This window comes from Ruegeria sp. CDSB114 (genome assembly GCF_059611025.1).
This window is the reverse complement of record NZ_JBXWOT010000001.1, coordinates 648,261-664,470: the sequence shown is the minus strand read 5'-3', so window position 1 is coordinate 664,470 and position 16,210 is coordinate 648,261. Positions and strand designations below refer to the sequence as shown.

Here is a 16,210-nt window from a genome sequence, read left to right as displayed (position 1 = left end):
CTATTGGCTAAGAACAAAAAACCAGAGGCAGATCGCCTGCCGATCAGCCAACGTATCGACAGCCGCATGCCCAACCCCAAGCGGCGTGAGATGAGCCCGACGAATTGGGCGATCAAGGGAGAGCTGATCCTTAACTGCTCGTGCGATCTGTTCTGCCCCTGTGTCGTATCGCTGGGCGCGCATCCTCCGACCGAGGGTCATTGTCATGCCTGGATGGGGATTGTCATCGATGAGGGCCATTACGAGGGCGAAGATCTGTCGGGCCTCAATGTTGGCCTTCTGGTCGATATTCCGGGTCGCATGGGTGAGGGGCAGTGGAAAGTTGCCGCCTATGTCGACGAACGGGCCAGCGGTAAGGCCTATAACGGGTTGCTCCAGATATTCAGCGGTCAGGCCGGGGGCACGACCGGCTTGTTTACCATGCTGGTCAGCGAAATTATCGGGGCCGAACGTGCTCCGGTTCAGATCGAACGCGACGGGACCAAGCGCCGCATAATGATTGGTCGGAAAATCCAGGGCGAAATCGAGATGTTGGCGGGCAAAGACCCCGAGCATCCGGTGATGGTCTCAAACTCGAAATACTGGATGGGACCGGACATTATCGTGGCGCGCGGAACCAAATCCAGGGTCCGCGATTACGGTCGGGTCTGGGATTTCGGTGGAAAATCCGCAGAAATTTGTCCAATCGACTGGCAGGGGCCGAAATAATACGAAATCACAAAGGATTACGTGCAATACGTGATCCAAATTTTCAATCGCCAGACACGCCATCGCGGCCTGCTGCACCAGATGCTGACGGGACCGCAGGCTTCGAATTGTGATCTGGCATTATGCCCGAGGAGGCTTGAGTGGCCAATATTTCCTTCTCTCGCCGGTTGCGGCGCACACCTTTTTCTGAAGGGGTCGAAGCCGCAGGCGTAAAGGCATTCACGGTTTATAACCGGATGCTATTGCCAACTGTATTCGACAGCGTCGAGGCTGACTACCGGCACTTGAAAAAGCATGTGCAGGTCTGGGATGTCTCGTGTGAGCGACAGGTCGAACTCAGAGGTCCCGACGCGGCACGCCTTATGCAAATGCTGACGCCACGCGATTTGAGAGGCATGTTGCCCGGCCAATGCTATTACGTCCCTATCGTTGATGAGACCGGTGGCATGTTGAATGATCCGGTTGCGGTGAAACTGTCCGAGGACCGCTGGTGGATCTCAATCGCGGATAGCGATTTGTTGTTATGGGTCAAAGGAATCGCGAACGGCTATCGGTTGGATGTTCTGGTGGATGAGCCGGACGTCTCACCCCTGGCCATACAGGGACCGATGGCGGATGAGTTGATGTCCCGCGTATTCGGCGAGCGCGTCAAAGACATCCGGTTTTTCAAGTTCGACATGTTCGAGTTTGCGGGCCGTGATCTGGCCATCGCAAGGTCGGGCTATTCCAAACAGGGCGGGTTCGAGATCTATGTCGAAGGCAGCGATATCGGAATGCCGCTGTGGAATGCGCTGTTTTCGGCCGGTGAGGATTTGAACGTGCGGGCGGGTTGTCCCAACCTGATCGAACGCATTGAGGCTGGGTTGCTGTCCTACGGAAACGATATGACCGACGACAACACCCCGCATGAATGTGGTTTGGGCAAATTCTGTAACACGCATACCGCAATCGGCTGCATTGGCCGGGACGCATTGTTGCGGGTCGCGAAAGAAGGGCCGATCCAGCAAATCCGTCCGATTGAAATCGCCGGGTCGGCTGTTGGTGCCTGCGTTGCTCCATGGTCGGTTTACGCGCAGGGGAAAAGGGTGGGGCAGATTACATCTGCCGCCTGGTCTCCGGATTTCAACACCAATGTTTCCATTGGGATGCTCAAACTCAGCCATTGGGACGCGGGCACAAGGGTTGAGGTCGAAACGCCCGACGGTATGCGTGAGGCGACTGTACGGGAAAAATTCTGGATCTGATCGAAAACGCCGCATCGGGTTCAGAAACAGGATATTACACGGGGTCAGGGCTTTACTCTGACGTCCAAAACAGGAGGACATTTTGATGTTCAACGCACTGGTGATGGAAAAAGACGAGGAAAGCGGGCTGGCCAGCCCCTCGGTTCAACAGCTTTCGGAAGGGGATCTGCCGCAGGGTGAGGTTACCGTGGCGGTTCAGTATTCAACGGTAAATTATAAGGATGGTCTTTGCCTGTCGCCCAAAGGCGGGGGGCTGGTACGCAGCTATCCGCATATTCCTGGCATCGACTATGCGGGGACGGTCGAGTCGTCTTCGGATGAGCGATATAAACCGGGTGACAAAGTGGTCCTGACCGGTTGGCGTGTCGGTGAGGCGCATTGGGGTGGGTACTCACAAAAAGCCAATGCCCGTGCCGATTGGTTGGTTCCGCTGCCCGATGGGTTGGAGCCCCGCCAGGCGATGGCCGTCGGAACCGCTGGGTTCACCGCGATGCTGGCGGTTATGGCACTTGAGGATCATGGGCTGAAACCGGGGCAGGGTCCGGTTTTGGTCACAGGGGCAGCAGGTGGTGTTGGCTCGGTCGCGACGGCGATTCTTGCCAATTTGGGATACGAAGTGGCAGCCGTCACCGGACGGCCGGAAACCAGCGATTACCTGAAGTCTTTGGGCGCCACGACCATTGTGCCACGAGAAGAGTTGAACGAGACAACTAAGCGCCCCCTGGAAAGCGAGGCATGGTCTGGCTGTGTGGACGCGGTCGGCGGCGCAATGCTGGCACGCGTTTTGGGTCAGATGAAATACGGCGCTTCGGTCTCGGCCGTGGGGTTGGCTGGCGGCGCGGGCCTTCCGGCAACTGTTATCCCGTTCCTTTTACGCGGTGTGAACCTCTTGGGGATCGACAGCGTGATGCAGCCTTATGAAAATCGGCTGCGGGCCTGGCAGCGGATAGCAACCGACCTTCCGATGGACAAGCTTGAGGCGATGATCCATCCCGCAAAGCTGAGCGATCTGCCCCAATTAGGGGCGGATATCTTGCAAGGTCAGGTTAAAGGTCGTGTTGTCGTAGACGTAAACGCCTGATCCGGAATGAATATGTCTGACCGACCGCATTGATTTGCGGTCGGTTAATTTTGTGGCTGCAGGTTCGCGAAAATCCGGCAAACACCTCTGGTCAATGGCGTAAATACGGATCATCATTGCTATACATCCCAAATTGAATGGCTTATGAGCCATGCAAACAGTACCTGAAGACGGGGAGTGAGCAGAATGTCTGAAGATTTCGAACTGGACACAGACGACCTGAAGCGCCGCATGGACGGCGCAATGTCAAACCTCAGAACCGAATTTGCATCGCTGCGCACCGGGCGTGCCTCGGCCTCGATGCTCGAGCCGGTGATGGTCGATGCCTATGGTTCGATGACGCCGATCAACCAGGTGGGAACGGTCAATGTGCCCGAGCCGCGTATGGTAACGGTCAATGTCTGGGATAAAGGGCTGGTCGGCAAAGTGGAAAAAGCGATCCGTGAAAGTGGGCTGGGCATCAACCCTCAGCTCAACGGAACGATCATCATGCTACCGATCCCGGAACTGAACGAAGAACGCCGTCGCGAGTTGGGCAAAGTCGCCGGGCAATATGCCGAACACGCACGGGTCTCGATCCGGAATGTGCGCCGCGACGGGATGGATCAGATCAAGAAGGCCAAGGCCGACGGTATGTCCGAAGATGACCAGAAGTTCTGGGAAAGCGAAGTGCAGGATCTAACCGATCAGATGATCAAGGTAGTAGATGCCGCGCTTGAGACCAAGCAGGCAGAAATCATGCAGGTCTGAGACCGGGTGATGCCCTCTTCCTCGCATACCATGCCCGAAAGAGGGCCCCAGCATGTCGCGATCATCATGGATGGTAATGGTCGCTGGGCGCAGGCCCGCGGGCGACCTCGTCTGTTTGGCCACCACGCCGGGGCAAGACGTGTGCGCGATGTGGTCGAGGCCTGCCCGAGGCTTGGTATCAAATATCTGACTGTTTTTGCGTTTTCGACCGAGAACTGGAAACGCACTCAGGTCGAAGTTGCCGGTCTGATGAGCTTGTTTCGGCGCTATATTATCAAGGAAACCCGGACGCTCCGAGACTCGGGTGTTCGGGTGCGTTTCATCGGTGACAGGGTCAGGTTGGATGCCAAACTGATCGAATTGATGGATACGCTTGAGGCCGAGACCGAGGGAAATGATCTGGTTCACCTTACCATTGCGTTGAACTATGGCGGTCGGGATGAAGTCGCGCGGGCTACCAAACGTCTGGCCCAGGATGTCGCTGACGGGCGCTTACATCCTGATGATGTAGACGAAGAAACGCTGCCGAAATATCTGGACACACATGTTCTTCCCGATCCTGATCTGGTGATCCGAACCAGCGGCGAGGCGCGTATTTCCAATTTTCTGTTATGGCAATCCGCCTATTCGGAATACGAATTCATCGACACGCTCTGGCCAGACTTCACTGCGGCAGAGCTTGAGCGCCTGTGCCGGAGCTATGGCAGCCGCGACCGACGGTTCGGAGCTGTACCGGCATGAGTGACGGGCGCTGGTCCGACCTGACTGCCCGCGTATTGTCGGCGGGAGTCCTTGTTGCCGTTGGCGCTGTCGAGGTCTGGCTGGGCGGTCTGTGGTTCGAAGCCTTCATTTCCATTGCTTGCGGGCTGATGACCTGGGAACTGGTCCGTATGATCGACCCGGGCAGGAAAGCTGTTGCGATCCAGCTTGCCATATTGACCGGTTTTGCGGTGGTGCTGAGTTACCATCTTCCGGCACTCTACAAACTTCCCTTCTTGCTTGCTCCGGCACTGGTCGGGGCAGGGCAGGTCAGCCGGTACCGGGGTATCTATACTCTCTTCGCGCTGTGGATCGCGGCCGCGGGGCTGGGCTTTATCTCAATCCGGACGAATATGGGATTTGTCTGGATGGTCTGGCTGATATCGGTCGTCGTCGCCACGGATGTCGCCGGATATTTTGTCGGAAAGGCATTGGGTGGACCAAAATTCTGGCCACGAGTCAGCCCGAAAAAGACGTGGTCGGGAACAGCAGGAGGCTGGGTAGCGGCTGCCATTGTTGGCTTAGCCTTTGCGGCTTACGGCGGCTTCGGAACTTGGTTCATCGTGATCTCGGTTCTGGCGTCAATGGCCAGCCAGGCCGGCGATATTGTCGAAAGCGCGGCCAAACGAAAATTCGGCGTCAAGGACAGTTCGAACCTGATTCCCGGCCATGGCGGCTTCCTTGATCGATTCGATGGGATGATGGGGGCCGCTCTGTTCGTTCTGCTTGTGGGGTTGATTTTTTCCCCCGGAGCCATGTGATGCGCAAAATCTCTGTTTTTGGCGCGACGGGTTCTATCGGGCAAAACACGATAGATCTGATTGACCGAAATCCATCAGCGTATGATGTTGTCGCCCTGACCGGTGGAGCCAATATCGAACAACTTGCGCGTGACGCCAAACGTTTGAAGGCGGATATCGCGATTACAGCCCACCCAGACCGGCTTGAGGACCTGCGAGCGGCCTTGGCCGGTTCTGATGTCGAGGTCGCCGCCGGCGCGAATGCTCTGGCCGAAGCTGCGGCGCGACCGGCTGACTGGGTCATGTCTGCCATCGTTGGGGCTGCGGGGTTGCAACCAGGGCTGACGGCGCTTGAACAGGGCGCGACGCTGGCTTTGGCGAATAAAGAAACGCTTGTCTGCGCGGGTTCTTTGGTTCTGGATACTGCCCGAAAGCACAATGCCCGATTGCTACCGGTGGACAGCGAACATTCTGCCGTTTTTCAGGCTCTGGTCGGTGAAGATATGGCATCGGTCGAGCGTATCATCATCACTGCCAGCGGCGGCGCCTTCCGGGATTGGCCACTGAGCAAATTGGCCTCAGCCACGGTTGAGCAGGCCTCGAGCCACCCGAACTGGAATATGGGGCAGCGGATCACGATTGATAGCGCTTCGATGTTTAACAAGGCGCTCGAGGTGATCGAAACACGCGAATTCTTCGGAATATCCCCGGATATGATCGAAGTGATTGTGCATCCGGAATCCATCGTTCATGCGATGGTCGGGTTTAACGATGGCGCGGTTATGGCCCATATGGGCGCGCCAGATATGCGCCACGCGATCGGATATGCCCTGAATTGGCCAAAACGTCAGACCCTTCCGGTCGAAAGGCTGAACCTTGCAAAGCTGGGACAGTTGCGATTTCAGGAACCAGACGAAAACCGATATCCGGCTTTGCGGTTAGCGCGCGACGTCATGGAGCGGGGCGGGCTGTCCGGAGCGGTTTTCAACGGAGCCAAAGAATGTGCACTCGACCATTTCATTGCAGGTCGCATTGGTTTCCTTGATATGGCAGACATCGTGGCCGCCGTCTTGGATCGTTTCGATGCACAAGACAACCATATTGACGCCCCAATGACCCTTGATAACGTGCTGCAAACCGACCATCTGGCACGTATATGGGTCGATAACGCCGTTGCGCAACGAGCAGGAAAATAAATTGGACGTACTCTCACTGATCCCACAATTCGGCAATTTGATTTACACCATATTCGCCTTTGTGATCGCGTTATCCGCCATCGTAGCCGTACATGAATACGGGCATTACATCGTTGGCCGTTGGTCCGGCATCTACGCCGAAGTGTTCTCAATCGGTTTCGGTCCCGTTCTCTGGAGCCGTATCGACAAAAGAGGAACGCGCTGGCAGATCGCAGCGCTTCCATTCGGCGGGTATGTCAAGTTTCTGGGTGATGCCAATGCAGCATCCGGCAAAGACGAAGCGGCAATGTCTGAAATTTCCGAGCAAAGCCCGGAGGAGCTGCGCCGCACAATGCATGGCGCGCCACTTTGGGCCAGGACGGCAACTGTTGCGGCAGGGCCAATCTTTAATTTCGCAATGTCGATACTGGTCTTTGGCCTAATTTTCTTTACGCAAGGCGCAACCAGAGACCCTCTGACCGTTGGGTCTCTGCATCCTCTGCCGGGGACAGTTCAAGAGCTGCGTGAAGGTGATGAAATCCTCGCGATTGCAGGTATTGACCTGCCAGATTTCGAACAAGAAGGATCGTGGAGCGAGTTCGTAGACTCTTTGCCCGTTGACCCCGTTCTTGATTACACAGTTCTTCGTGACGGTGACACATTGGACGTTTCCGCACCTTGGCTGTTCCCCCCCCTGATTCAACAGGTTGTTCCGCGCAGCGCAGCAATGGATATCAGCCTGGCACAGGGGGATGTCATAACAGCGGTTAATGGCGACCCGGTTTATGCCTTTGAACAGCTCAAGGACCATGTGGAAGGCTCTGATGGGCGGCCACTGCTGTTGAATGTCTGGCGTGACGGAGCGGAACTGGAGTTTGCCCTGGCTCCTCGCCGCACGGATGAGCCGCAGTCTGATGGTGGTTTTGTAACGCATTGGAGGATCGGGATCGTCGGCGGCATGATGCTAGAACCTGCAACCGAAAGGGCGGGCATCCTGACATCTCTTGGCGGCGGTGTGCGACAAACATTGCGTATCATTGACGGGTCTCTTTCAGGTATCTGGCACATGGTGACCGGAGCGATCAGCACCTGCAACATGTCCGGCCCGATCGGAATCGCCGAAACCTCGGGTGCGATGGCCAGCCAGGGAGCGCAGAACTTCATCTTCTTTATCGCCGTTTTGTCAACTGCTGTCGGTTTGCTGAACCTGTTTCCGATTCCGGCTTTGGATGGAGGACACCTGGTATTTTACGCATATGAGGCCATCTCGGGGAAACCACCCAGCGACAAAGCGCTGCGGATTTTGATGGGCATCGGAGTGTCAATCATTCTGGCTCTGATGCTGTTTTCCGTCTCAAATGACCTGTTTTGTTGATTTGGGCGGAGCTTGCACAATCTAGTCGCAATTCCGCCCCAATTCCCTCATAGGATGTGTTCGTTTCATAATTTTGTCTGTCAGAGGCGATCATGGCGAATGCTATCAAAAAATCATATCGCAGCTTTAGCTTCCTGCTTGTGCTGAACTGGGACTCGATCTTGTTTTTCGGCGCCACTGCGTTGGCTATGGGTGGATGCGCTTATCTGATCACCATGTGATTCTGTTCCTTTCTTTTTATTTGCTGAACAGCGGCCCATTGGGCCGCTTTCTGTTTTTCGGCTTTTGACAAGGCCAGACAATCCCGTTACTCAGCTTTAAAGTCTTAAAATTCTGGGTAGAGAAAAATATGACCGACAGGCGAGGCGCAGGCACATCCTGCGGGGGGCAAAAGCCGGTAAACAAGATTTTGTGGCAGGCCCTAACATTCTTTTTCCTATTTGCCACAGTTAGTTTGCTGTCACTGCCGCAGGCTGCTCAGGCGCAAAGCTACACCATCAACTCGTTCGAGGTTGAGGGGAACAGGCGCATCGAGACATCGACAATCATTGCACGTTCGGGAATCGAGCCTGGGCAGACGGTGACAGCTGGACAACTCAACGATGCCTTCCAACGGCTGCTTGACAGTGGTGTTTTTGAAACAGTCGATTTGACCCCTCGTGGCAGCACTTTGGTCATCAAAGTTCAGGAATATCCGACGATCAACCAGATCAGCATCGAGGGCAACAAGAGGCTTAAGGATGAGCTGTTGCTCAATGCCGTTTCGTCTCAACCCCGCCGGGTCTTTACGCCTCAGGTCGCTGAAGCTGACGCAGACATGATTGCCGAAATCTATTTGGCTCAAGGACGTGTTGCAGCAACCGTCATCCCCAGAATCATCCGCCGCAGCGACAATCGGGTAGACCTCGTTTTTGAAATCTCCGAAGGTACGACGATCGAGGTTGAGCGCGTAAGCTTTGTTGGCAACCGGGCCTATTCCGACCGGCGTCTGCGCCGTGTGCTTGAAACCAAGCAAGCCAATTTCCTGCGCACGTTCCTGCGGGGCGATACTTTTATCGCTGACCGGATCGAGTTCGACAAACAAGTCATCCGTGATTTCTACTTGTCGCGTGGCTATGTCGATTTCCGCGTCAACAGCGCCAATGTTGAATTCACACGTGAGCGCGACGCGTTTTTCCTGGTGATGAATGTAACTGAAGGTCAGAAATTCTCATTCGGCAAGATCACCACCGTAAGCGAAATACCCGGTGTGGATGCGGCCGAATATCAGGCCGCACTCAAGATCAAGCCGGGTGTCACCTATTCTCCTTCACTGGTCGAAAACTCTATCGCCAGGCAAGAGCGTTTGGGCATTCGGCAAGGGGTGGACTTTCTGCGGGTTGAGCCGCGCGTCACGCGCAATGCACGTGATCTGACGCTGGATGTTGAATTCGTTCTGACCAAAGGACCGCGTATCTTTGTCGAGCGTATCGACATCGAGGGCAACACCACCACGCTTGACCGCGTGATCCGCCGTCAATTCGATACCGTCGAGGGTGACCCATTCAACCCGCGTGAAATCCGGCAGGCGGCTGAACGTATCCGGGCATTGGGCTATTTCGCTGTCGCTGACGTTGAACCGCGCGAGGGTTCGACGCCCAGCCAAGTGATCGTGGATGTCGACGTCGAAGAACAGCCAACAGGCTCGCTCAGCCTCGGTGGTAGCTACTCGATCTCTGACGGTTTCGGCATTGCGATCGGCCTAAGTGAGTCAAACTTCCTAGGCCGTGGACAGACCGTCGGGGTTACGATTTCGACCGCACAGGATTCAGAAGAGTACTCCCTGAATTTCACCGAACCCTATCTTTTGGGCCGCAAGCTTCGCTTTGATCTTGGTCTGGGTTTGGCGTCGACCGACTCCAGTTTTGCCAGCTATAACACCGAGCGTGTGTTCTTTAACCCTCAGTTGAGCTATGCGATCGGAGAGCTGTCTTCGTTGCGCGTTCGCTATGCCTGGGAAAACAGCGAGATGAAGCAGCAGGACAACGAGGCAAACGGCGCGGTCATCGCCTCTGAGATTGATCAGGGTGAACGCACGACTAGTTCTTTGGGTGTGTCCTATGTATATGACAGCCGCCTTGGTGGGCTTAACCCCAATGCCGGTGTTCTGTTTGAGGTTGGCCTGGATGCCGCTGGACTGGGTGGGGACAACAAGTTCTACAAAACCAGCGCACGCGGGATTGCCCAAACACGCGTTCTGAGTGAAGAAGTCGTTCTGCGTGCATCGCTTGAAATGGGTGCAATGCACTGGACTGGCAACGATTTCAGCCGGACGTTGGACCGCTTTGTGTTGGGCCCCAATAAATTCCGCGGGTTCGAGCCAGCCGGTTTGGGGCCACGGGATCTGTCAAATGGTCAGGATGACGCTATCGGCGGGAATTACTATTGGGTCGCGCGTCTGGAATCGGACTTTCCTCTGGGCTTGCCCGAAGAATTGGGCCTGCGTGGAGGCGTGTTCTATGATTTCGGTAACCTGTACAATATCGACGATGTAAACACTTCGGGTGCCAACATTGTCGGTGCGGATGGGTCTATCCGTCATGTTCTGGGTGTTGCAGTCCTATGGGAAACACCGTTTGGCCCGCTGCGCTTTAACTTTTCGCAAGCGCTCAAGAAAGAGGACTTTGACAAGGAACAGAATTTCGACCTGACCATTCAGGCGAGGTTCTGATCTCGGATGCGAGGTGGTCTTCAAACCTATATGCAGGGCCCCATTCGGGCCCTGTGTCTTTTTCTGACCTTAACCCTGGCAGGACCGGTTACCGGACAGCAGCTTGGCGTGACACAAGCCAGCGTCCTGACAATCTCCAGCGAACGGCTGTTTTCTGACTCGGCGTTTGGACGTCGCATTCTCAGTGAGATCGAAGCAGAAGGGGCTCTGCTGGCTGCCGAGAACGAGCGGATCGTTGCAGAGCTCAGCGCGGAGGAGAAGGACCTCACCGAAAAGCGCGCCTCTCTGTCTGCTGAAGAATTTCGTCCCCTCGCAGAGGCGTTCGACAGAAAGGTTCAGAACCACCGAGAAGGGCAGCGCGCCAAGCTTGATGCCCTTGCGCGTCGCAGTGAAGATGCACAACAGATGTTTTTTGAACTCGCCCGCCCAGTATTGATCGATCTTTTGCGCGAATCTGGCGCCTCGGTCATTATTCAACGCTCCAGCGTGTTTCTCAGTTCGGATCTGTCCGATGTGACAGATGCCGCCATCACCCGAATTGATACAGCCATTGGTGATGGAACAACACTTGACGAAGGTACAGGCGAATAGGTTTGCTTGCCCTCGGGTCGCGGTGTTGCTAACCACATTGAAAAGAGAAATCCAGAACAGGATATCAGAACTATGAGCACGGACACCAAAAGCGCCGACATTCAGCTGATTCAACGGATATTGCCGCACCGCTATCCGTTTCTGCTGGTCGACAAGGTGGTCGAGATTTCAGGCTATCAGTCAGCGGTCGGCATCAAGAACGTCACCATGAACGAGCCGCATTTCCAGGGCCATTTCCCTGGTACACCGATCATGCCTGGTGTGACCATTGTTGAAGCAATGGCGCAGACCGCAGGTGTTATGCTTGGCGTTGGGATGGATGTCATCGACAGCGACTTGTTGATCTATTTCATGAATATCGACAAGTGCAAGTTCCGCCGCAAAGTCGTGCCCGGTGACGTGCTCGAGATGCATGTTGAAACTGTGCGCGGCAAGAAGGGTGGCAAGATTTTCAAGTTCTCTGGCAGGGCCACGGTTGATGGAGAGGTCGCAGCCGAAGCTGAGTTCTCGGCTTATGTTGATTGGGACATGGAAAAGACAACATGAGCGGCATTCACCCTAGCGCAATCATCGAAGACGGTGCTCAGATCGGAGAGGGCTGTGTCATCGGCCCTTTTTGTTTTGTTGGTTCAAGGGTGCGGTTGAAAGACCGGGTAGAACTGAAGTCGCATGTTGTTGTTACCGGTGACACCGAGGTGGATGAAGACACCATAATCTTCAATTTTTCGGTCATCGGTGAAATCCCGCAAGACCTTAAGTTCGGCGGTGAAGATACGCGGCTGGAAATTGGCAAACGAAACCGTATCCGTGAACATGTAACAGTGAATTCTGGAACAGACGGCGGTGGCGGTGTAACCCGGATTGGCGATGACTGTTTGCTGATGGCTGGTGTTCACGTGGCTCACGACGTTCAGATTGGCAATCGCGTGATCATGGTGAACCATTCTGGTGCCGCGGGACATTGCATTATCGAAGACGATGTTATCGTCGGTGGGATTTCGGGTTTGCATCAATGGGTTCGTGTGGGCCGAGGGGCGATTATCGGCGCGCTGACGATGGTGCCCAACGACGTGATTCCCTATGGGCTTGTTCAAGCGCCTCGCGGCGAGCTGGACGGCCTGAATCTTGTTGGCCTCAAACGGCGTGGTGTCGCACGAGCTGATATTTCAGCTTTACGCGCAGCGTTTCGCGAATTGTCCGATGGTGACGGAACTTTTATGGACCGTGCCAAGCGCTTGGGTGAAGATGCCGAAAGCGAATATGTCCGCGAAATCGTCAATTTCGTAACCGGCGATTCGGATCGGTCCTTTCTGACACCGAGGAAGTAATATCATGTTGGCACTGATCGCGGGAACAGGTGTGTTGCCGGACGAAGTGGTTTCCTGTCTGGCTGAACGGCCCTTGATCTGTGCGATGGAAGGCTTTGCCCCGGATACTCTGTCTGCCGACATCGTTTTCCCGCTGGAACAGCTTGGATCATTCATCGCAGATCTCAAAACCCGTGGCGTAACTGAAATCTGTATGGCCGGAGCGGTTCAACGTCCCGCCGTTGACCCGTCGCGCATTGATGCCGCGACGATGCCGTTGGTGCCTATTCTGGTGCAGGCGATTCAGTCCGGCGATGACGGCGCATTACGGGCTGTCATTGGGATATTCGAAAACTCAGGCCTGAATGTCCGTGCCGCGCATGAGATTGCGCCTGAACTGCTGCCTCCGCTTGGTTGTTTGACAGAGGCACAGCCCTCAGACGCGGATCGCGCAGATGCGGATCGGGCATCCAGTATCCTGCGTGCCATGGGGGCAGCTGATATCGGCCAGGCCTGTGCAGTTTCCAAAGGGCAGGCTTTGGCGATCGAAGGAATTTTTGGCACCGCATGGATGCTCGAGTCTCTGACTCAACGGCCCGATGCGGGGGGTGGGGTGCTTTTCAAGGGTCCAAAGCCCGATCAGGACTTTCGCGCGGATCTGCCAGCTATTGGACCTGAAACCATTTCCAGCGCCGTCGCAGCTGGTTTGTCCGGGATCGTGATCGAAAAGGGCGGGGTGCTTGTATTGCAGCGACAACGTGTAATTGCTGAGTGCGATCGCCTGGGTTTGTTCCTTTATGTGCGTGAGCGAACCAACTGATGCGGGTGTTTCTGGTCGCCGGCGAACCTTCGGGCGATCGATTGGGCGGCGCGTTGATGGAAGGGCTACGTGCCCTTGTCCCAGATGTTACATTCGACGGGGTCGGCGGACCATTGATGCAGGCCCAGGGTCTGAACAGCCACTTTCCGATGTCCGAATTGTCAGTGATGGGCCTGATCGAAGTATTGCCAAAATTCTTTCACCTCAAGCGCCGGATATCTGAGACAGCGCAGGCCGTGCTGGACACCAAACCTGACGTATTGATCACCATCGACAGTCCGGACTTCTCGTTGCGCGTTGCCAAGCTGGTCAAAGCGGCAAGCGATACTCGAACCGTCCACTATGTGGCCCCCAGCGTTTGGGCGTGGCGACCGGGGCGTGCGGATAAGATGGCCAAGGTCATCGACCATGTGCTGGCGTTGCTTCCGTTTGAGCCGCCCTATATGGAACGCGCCGGGATGGAATGCGATTTTGTTGGCCATCCGGTTGCAAACGAGCCCATCGCCTCTGATCGCGATATCCAGGAGTTTCGCGCCGCCTATGATCTTGGGGATGCTCCGCTTGTTCTTGCCTTGCCGGGGTCGCGCAAGGGTGAGGTTGACCGTCTGGCGCCTGTATTTGGTCAGGCCTTGGGGCAATTCCTAGCCGACCGGCCGGGTACGCGGGTTATTGTTCCGGCGGTTGCACATATGGTCGAGGCCGTAACTGAACATCTGAAGACGTGGCCAGGGAATCCCGTCGTGATCGACCCGCGCAATGTTCCGACCGAAGAGGCGGTTCAGCAGAAATGCGCAGTCTTTGCCGCAGCGGACCTTGCTCTGGCGGCATCGGGTACCGTGTCGCTTGAACTTGCAGCCCAGGCAACACCCATGGTGATTGCCTACCGCCTCAGCTGGCTGACCCAGAAACTGGCAGTACGTATGGTCAATCTGGACACGGTTACATTGGTCAATCTTGTCTCGGAAACGCGTTCCATTCCGGAATGCCTGCTGGATGACTGCCTGCCGGACAAGATTGCCGTAGCGCTACGCGAGGTCGCCCTGAAACCTGACGCGCAGCGCAACGCGATGGATCTGACAATGGAGCGCCTGGGCCGTGGCGGCGACGCCCCTGGTTTCAGAGCTGCAAAGGCCGTGTTGGCCAGAATGCCGTCCTGATGGCCGAGTTCATCCTCTTTGGTTTTTCGGCCTTTCTGGCATTGATACTGACCAATCTGGATAATCTTGCCGCATTGGTGGCTCTGATCTTGGTGTCAGGGGACAAACGGGCCGTCTTTGGCTTTCTGTTCGCACAGGGCTTGGTGATTTCGGCGTCCTTGCTGTTCGCCATGGGGATCGAGGGTGTGATACCGGGCTGGGCCGGGTATCTGGGGGTGATCCCGCTGACACTGGGCTGTCTGGCCGCCATCCGCCAATGGCGCGGGCAGGGCGCCGATACACCGGCGCATCTCGAAGCCGGAGCGTCAATTTTGGTGACAACCTTACTGTTTACTAGCCTGTCGATGGACACTTTGGCCGTTCTGGCGCCGTTACTGGCGGATTCCACGCCCGCGTTTCGGATCGCCGGAGCCCTCGGCGCAGGGCTTGCCGTGGTAGGATTGGCCACGCTGGCGCTGCTGGGCGCCAAATCTCCGCTCATCAGTGGTCGCATCGCGCGCAAGCTTGAGATGCTTGTTCCTTACGTGATGATCTGCGCTGGTCTTTATATTCTCAGCAACTCGTGGACCGACGCAGTTTAGTATCCGCGCCAAATCCAGCCGCCGCCAAAGATGCGGCTGCCTTCGGACGCATAGAAGACACAGGCCTGACCGGGCGACACACCTTCTTCCGGGGTCAGCAACTCGACCTCGGCCGTGGTTTCCGAAAGCGGGCGGATGATGGCCTCACGCGGGGGTCGGGTCGAGCGAACCTTGACCAGGACGTGCCATTCATCGCGTGACGTAAACGGCTCATCACCCAGCCAGTTGATCTCACGCACCGGAATGGTGCGGGTGGCCAACATCTCTTTGGGGCCAACCACAACCTGTTTCTTGTCGACATCCAGCTTCACCACGTAAAGCGGATCGCTGAGGCCTCCGATACCAAGCCCGCGGCGCTGACCAATGGTATAGTGGATCACCCCGTTATGCTGGGCCAGCACACGACCATCCGCATGAACGATCTCACCCGGTTCCGCCGCGCCGGGGCGCAGCTTTTCGATTACGCTGGCATAGTTGCCGTTGGGCACGAAACAGATGTCTTGACTGTCGGGCTTGTCGGCAACAGCCAGCCCATATTGCGCAGCCATTTCGCGCGTTGCGTCCTTGGAGGGCAGGTGGCCCAGCGGAAAGCGCAGGAAATCCAGCTGTTCCGGGGTCGTCGAGAACAGGAAATAGGATTGATCGCGGTTGGCATCCTCGGCGCTGTGCAATTCCGGCCCGTTGGGGCCTGTCTTGCGCTGAATATAGTGGCCGGTGGCCATGCAATCAGCCTCAAGATCCTTGGCGGTTTCCAGCAGATCCTTGAATTTCACCCGTTCGTTACAGCGAATGCAGGGAACCGGCGTCGCACCGGCCAAATAGCTGTCGGCGAATTCGTCGATCACGGCGTCCTTGAAGATGTTCTCATAATCCAGAACGTAATGCGGAAACCCGCGTTCCTCGGCCACGCGGCGCGCATCGTGAATGTCGATACCGGCACAGCAGGCCCCCTTTTTGGCCAGCGCAGCACCGTGGTCATACAGCTGCAGGGTGACGCCGATGACGTCATACCCCTGATCCGCCAAATGCGCGGCAACGACCGAGCTGTCCACACCTCCGGACATGGCAACTACCACCCGCGTTTCAGACGGGGGCTTGGCAAAGCCAAGAGAGTTCAGCGGTGTCTCGGTGTCGAGGGCCATGACGGTTCCAGTACGGGTTAAGAAAGACCGGCAGAATATAGGAAAATTCTAGATACTCTCAAGGGGCGGT

General features: G+C 56.1%; 17 protein-coding genes. 16 read left to right on the top strand and 1 reads right to left on the bottom strand.

All coding sequences use genetic code 11. The features are described from left to right. Window positions 1–3: 3 nt before the first annotated feature. The 16 genes from AC2FIP_RS03340 (at window position 4) to AC2FIP_RS03265 (ending at window position 14,998) form a co-directional block, all read left to right on the top strand. Window positions 4–708: a DUF1326 domain-containing protein gene (locus AC2FIP_RS03340; RefSeq protein ID WP_496785166.1), complete on the top strand. Its 705-nt coding sequence runs from the start codon at window positions 4–6 to the stop codon at window positions 706–708. A gap of 140 nt (window positions 709–848) precedes the next feature. Beyond that, window positions 849–1,952: a dimethylsulfoniopropionate demethylase gene (locus tag AC2FIP_RS03335; RefSeq protein ID WP_496785165.1), complete on the top strand. Its 1,104-nt coding sequence runs from the start codon at window positions 849–851 to the stop codon at window positions 1,950–1,952. Between the two features lie 85 nt (window positions 1,953–2,037). Further along, a complete protein-coding gene (gene acuI, locus AC2FIP_RS03330; RefSeq protein ID WP_496785163.1) occupies window positions 2,038–3,033 on the top strand; it encodes an acryloyl-CoA reductase in 996 nt (331 codons plus the stop codon). Window positions 3,034–3,219: 186 nt separating this feature from the next. Then, window positions 3,220–3,783 carry a ribosome recycling factor gene (frr, locus tag AC2FIP_RS03325; protein ID WP_496785162.1) on the top strand — a complete coding sequence of 188 codons (564 nt, stop codon included), beginning with the start codon at window positions 3,220–3,222 and terminating at the stop codon, window positions 3,781–3,783. A gap of 9 nt (window positions 3,784–3,792) precedes the next feature. Continuing rightward, window positions 3,793–4,524, top strand: coding sequence for an undecaprenyl pyrophosphate synthase (gene uppS / locus AC2FIP_RS03320; protein ID WP_271947031.1), 732 nt, complete (start codon window positions 3,793–3,795; stop codon window positions 4,522–4,524). Then, window positions 4,521–5,303 (top strand): phosphatidate cytidylyltransferase, encoded by a 783-nt coding sequence (locus tag AC2FIP_RS03315; protein ID WP_142633917.1) that lies wholly within the window; start codon window positions 4,521–4,523, stop codon window positions 5,301–5,303. The genes uppS and AC2FIP_RS03315 overlap by 4 nt, the downstream gene beginning before the upstream one ends. After that, window positions 5,303–6,478 carry a 1-deoxy-D-xylulose-5-phosphate reductoisomerase gene (dxr, locus tag AC2FIP_RS03310; RefSeq protein ID WP_496704647.1) on the top strand — a complete coding sequence of 392 codons (1,176 nt, stop codon included), beginning with the start codon at window positions 5,303–5,305 and terminating at the stop codon, window positions 6,476–6,478. The genes AC2FIP_RS03315 and dxr overlap by 1 nt, the downstream gene beginning before the upstream one ends. 1 nt (window position 6,479) lies before the next feature. Continuing rightward, window positions 6,480–7,832: an RIP metalloprotease RseP gene (gene rseP / locus AC2FIP_RS03305; RefSeq protein WP_496785161.1), complete on the top strand. Its 1,353-nt coding sequence runs from the start codon at window positions 6,480–6,482 to the stop codon at window positions 7,830–7,832. Between the two features lie 92 nt (window positions 7,833–7,924). Next, window positions 7,925–8,053, top strand: a complete 129-nt coding sequence (locus AC2FIP_RS03300; RefSeq protein WP_496695396.1) for a hypothetical protein — start codon at window positions 7,925–7,927, stop codon at window positions 8,051–8,053. Between the two features lie 128 nt (window positions 8,054–8,181). Next, window positions 8,182–10,542 carry an outer membrane protein assembly factor BamA gene (gene bamA, locus AC2FIP_RS03295; protein ID WP_142633911.1) on the top strand — a complete coding sequence of 787 codons (2,361 nt, stop codon included), beginning with the start codon at window positions 8,182–8,184 and terminating at the stop codon, window positions 10,540–10,542. A gap of 108 nt (window positions 10,543–10,650) precedes the next feature. Next, window positions 10,651–11,133, top strand: a complete 483-nt coding sequence (locus AC2FIP_RS03290) for an OmpH family outer membrane protein (RefSeq protein WP_496785160.1) — start codon at window positions 10,651–10,653, stop codon at window positions 11,131–11,133. 72 nt (window positions 11,134–11,205) lie between these two features. Then, window positions 11,206–11,679 (top strand): 3-hydroxyacyl-ACP dehydratase FabZ, encoded by a 474-nt coding sequence (gene fabZ / locus AC2FIP_RS03285; protein WP_496691266.1) that lies wholly within the window; start codon window positions 11,206–11,208, stop codon window positions 11,677–11,679. After that, window positions 11,676–12,461 carry an acyl-ACP--UDP-N-acetylglucosamine O-acyltransferase gene (gene lpxA / locus AC2FIP_RS03280; RefSeq protein ID WP_271947043.1) on the top strand — a complete coding sequence of 262 codons (786 nt, stop codon included), beginning with the start codon at window positions 11,676–11,678 and terminating at the stop codon, window positions 12,459–12,461. Before fabZ ends, lpxA begins: the two co-directional genes overlap by 4 nt. 4 nt (window positions 12,462–12,465) lie before the next feature. Continuing rightward, a complete protein-coding gene (locus AC2FIP_RS03275) occupies window positions 12,466–13,260 on the top strand; it encodes an LpxI family protein (RefSeq protein ID WP_496708432.1) in 795 nt (264 codons plus the stop codon). Then, window positions 13,260–14,417, top strand: coding sequence for a lipid-A-disaccharide synthase (gene lpxB, locus AC2FIP_RS03270; RefSeq protein ID WP_496785158.1), 1,158 nt, complete (start codon window positions 13,260–13,262; stop codon window positions 14,415–14,417). Before AC2FIP_RS03275 ends, lpxB begins: the two co-directional genes overlap by 1 nt. Then, window positions 14,417–14,998, top strand: coding sequence for a cadmium resistance transporter (locus AC2FIP_RS03265; RefSeq protein WP_496785157.1), 582 nt, complete (start codon window positions 14,417–14,419; stop codon window positions 14,996–14,998). The genes lpxB and AC2FIP_RS03265 overlap by 1 nt, the downstream gene beginning before the upstream one ends. On the opposite strand, the gene mnmA is transcribed toward AC2FIP_RS03265, so the two are convergent. Next, on the bottom strand, window positions 14,995–16,140 hold the full coding sequence (gene mnmA, locus AC2FIP_RS03260) for a tRNA 2-thiouridine(34) synthase MnmA (protein ID WP_281994637.1): 1,146 nt from the start codon (window positions 16,138–16,140) through the stop codon (window positions 14,995–14,997). The genes AC2FIP_RS03265 and mnmA overlap by 4 nt on opposite strands. Between the last annotated feature and the right edge of the window lie 70 nt (window positions 16,141–16,210).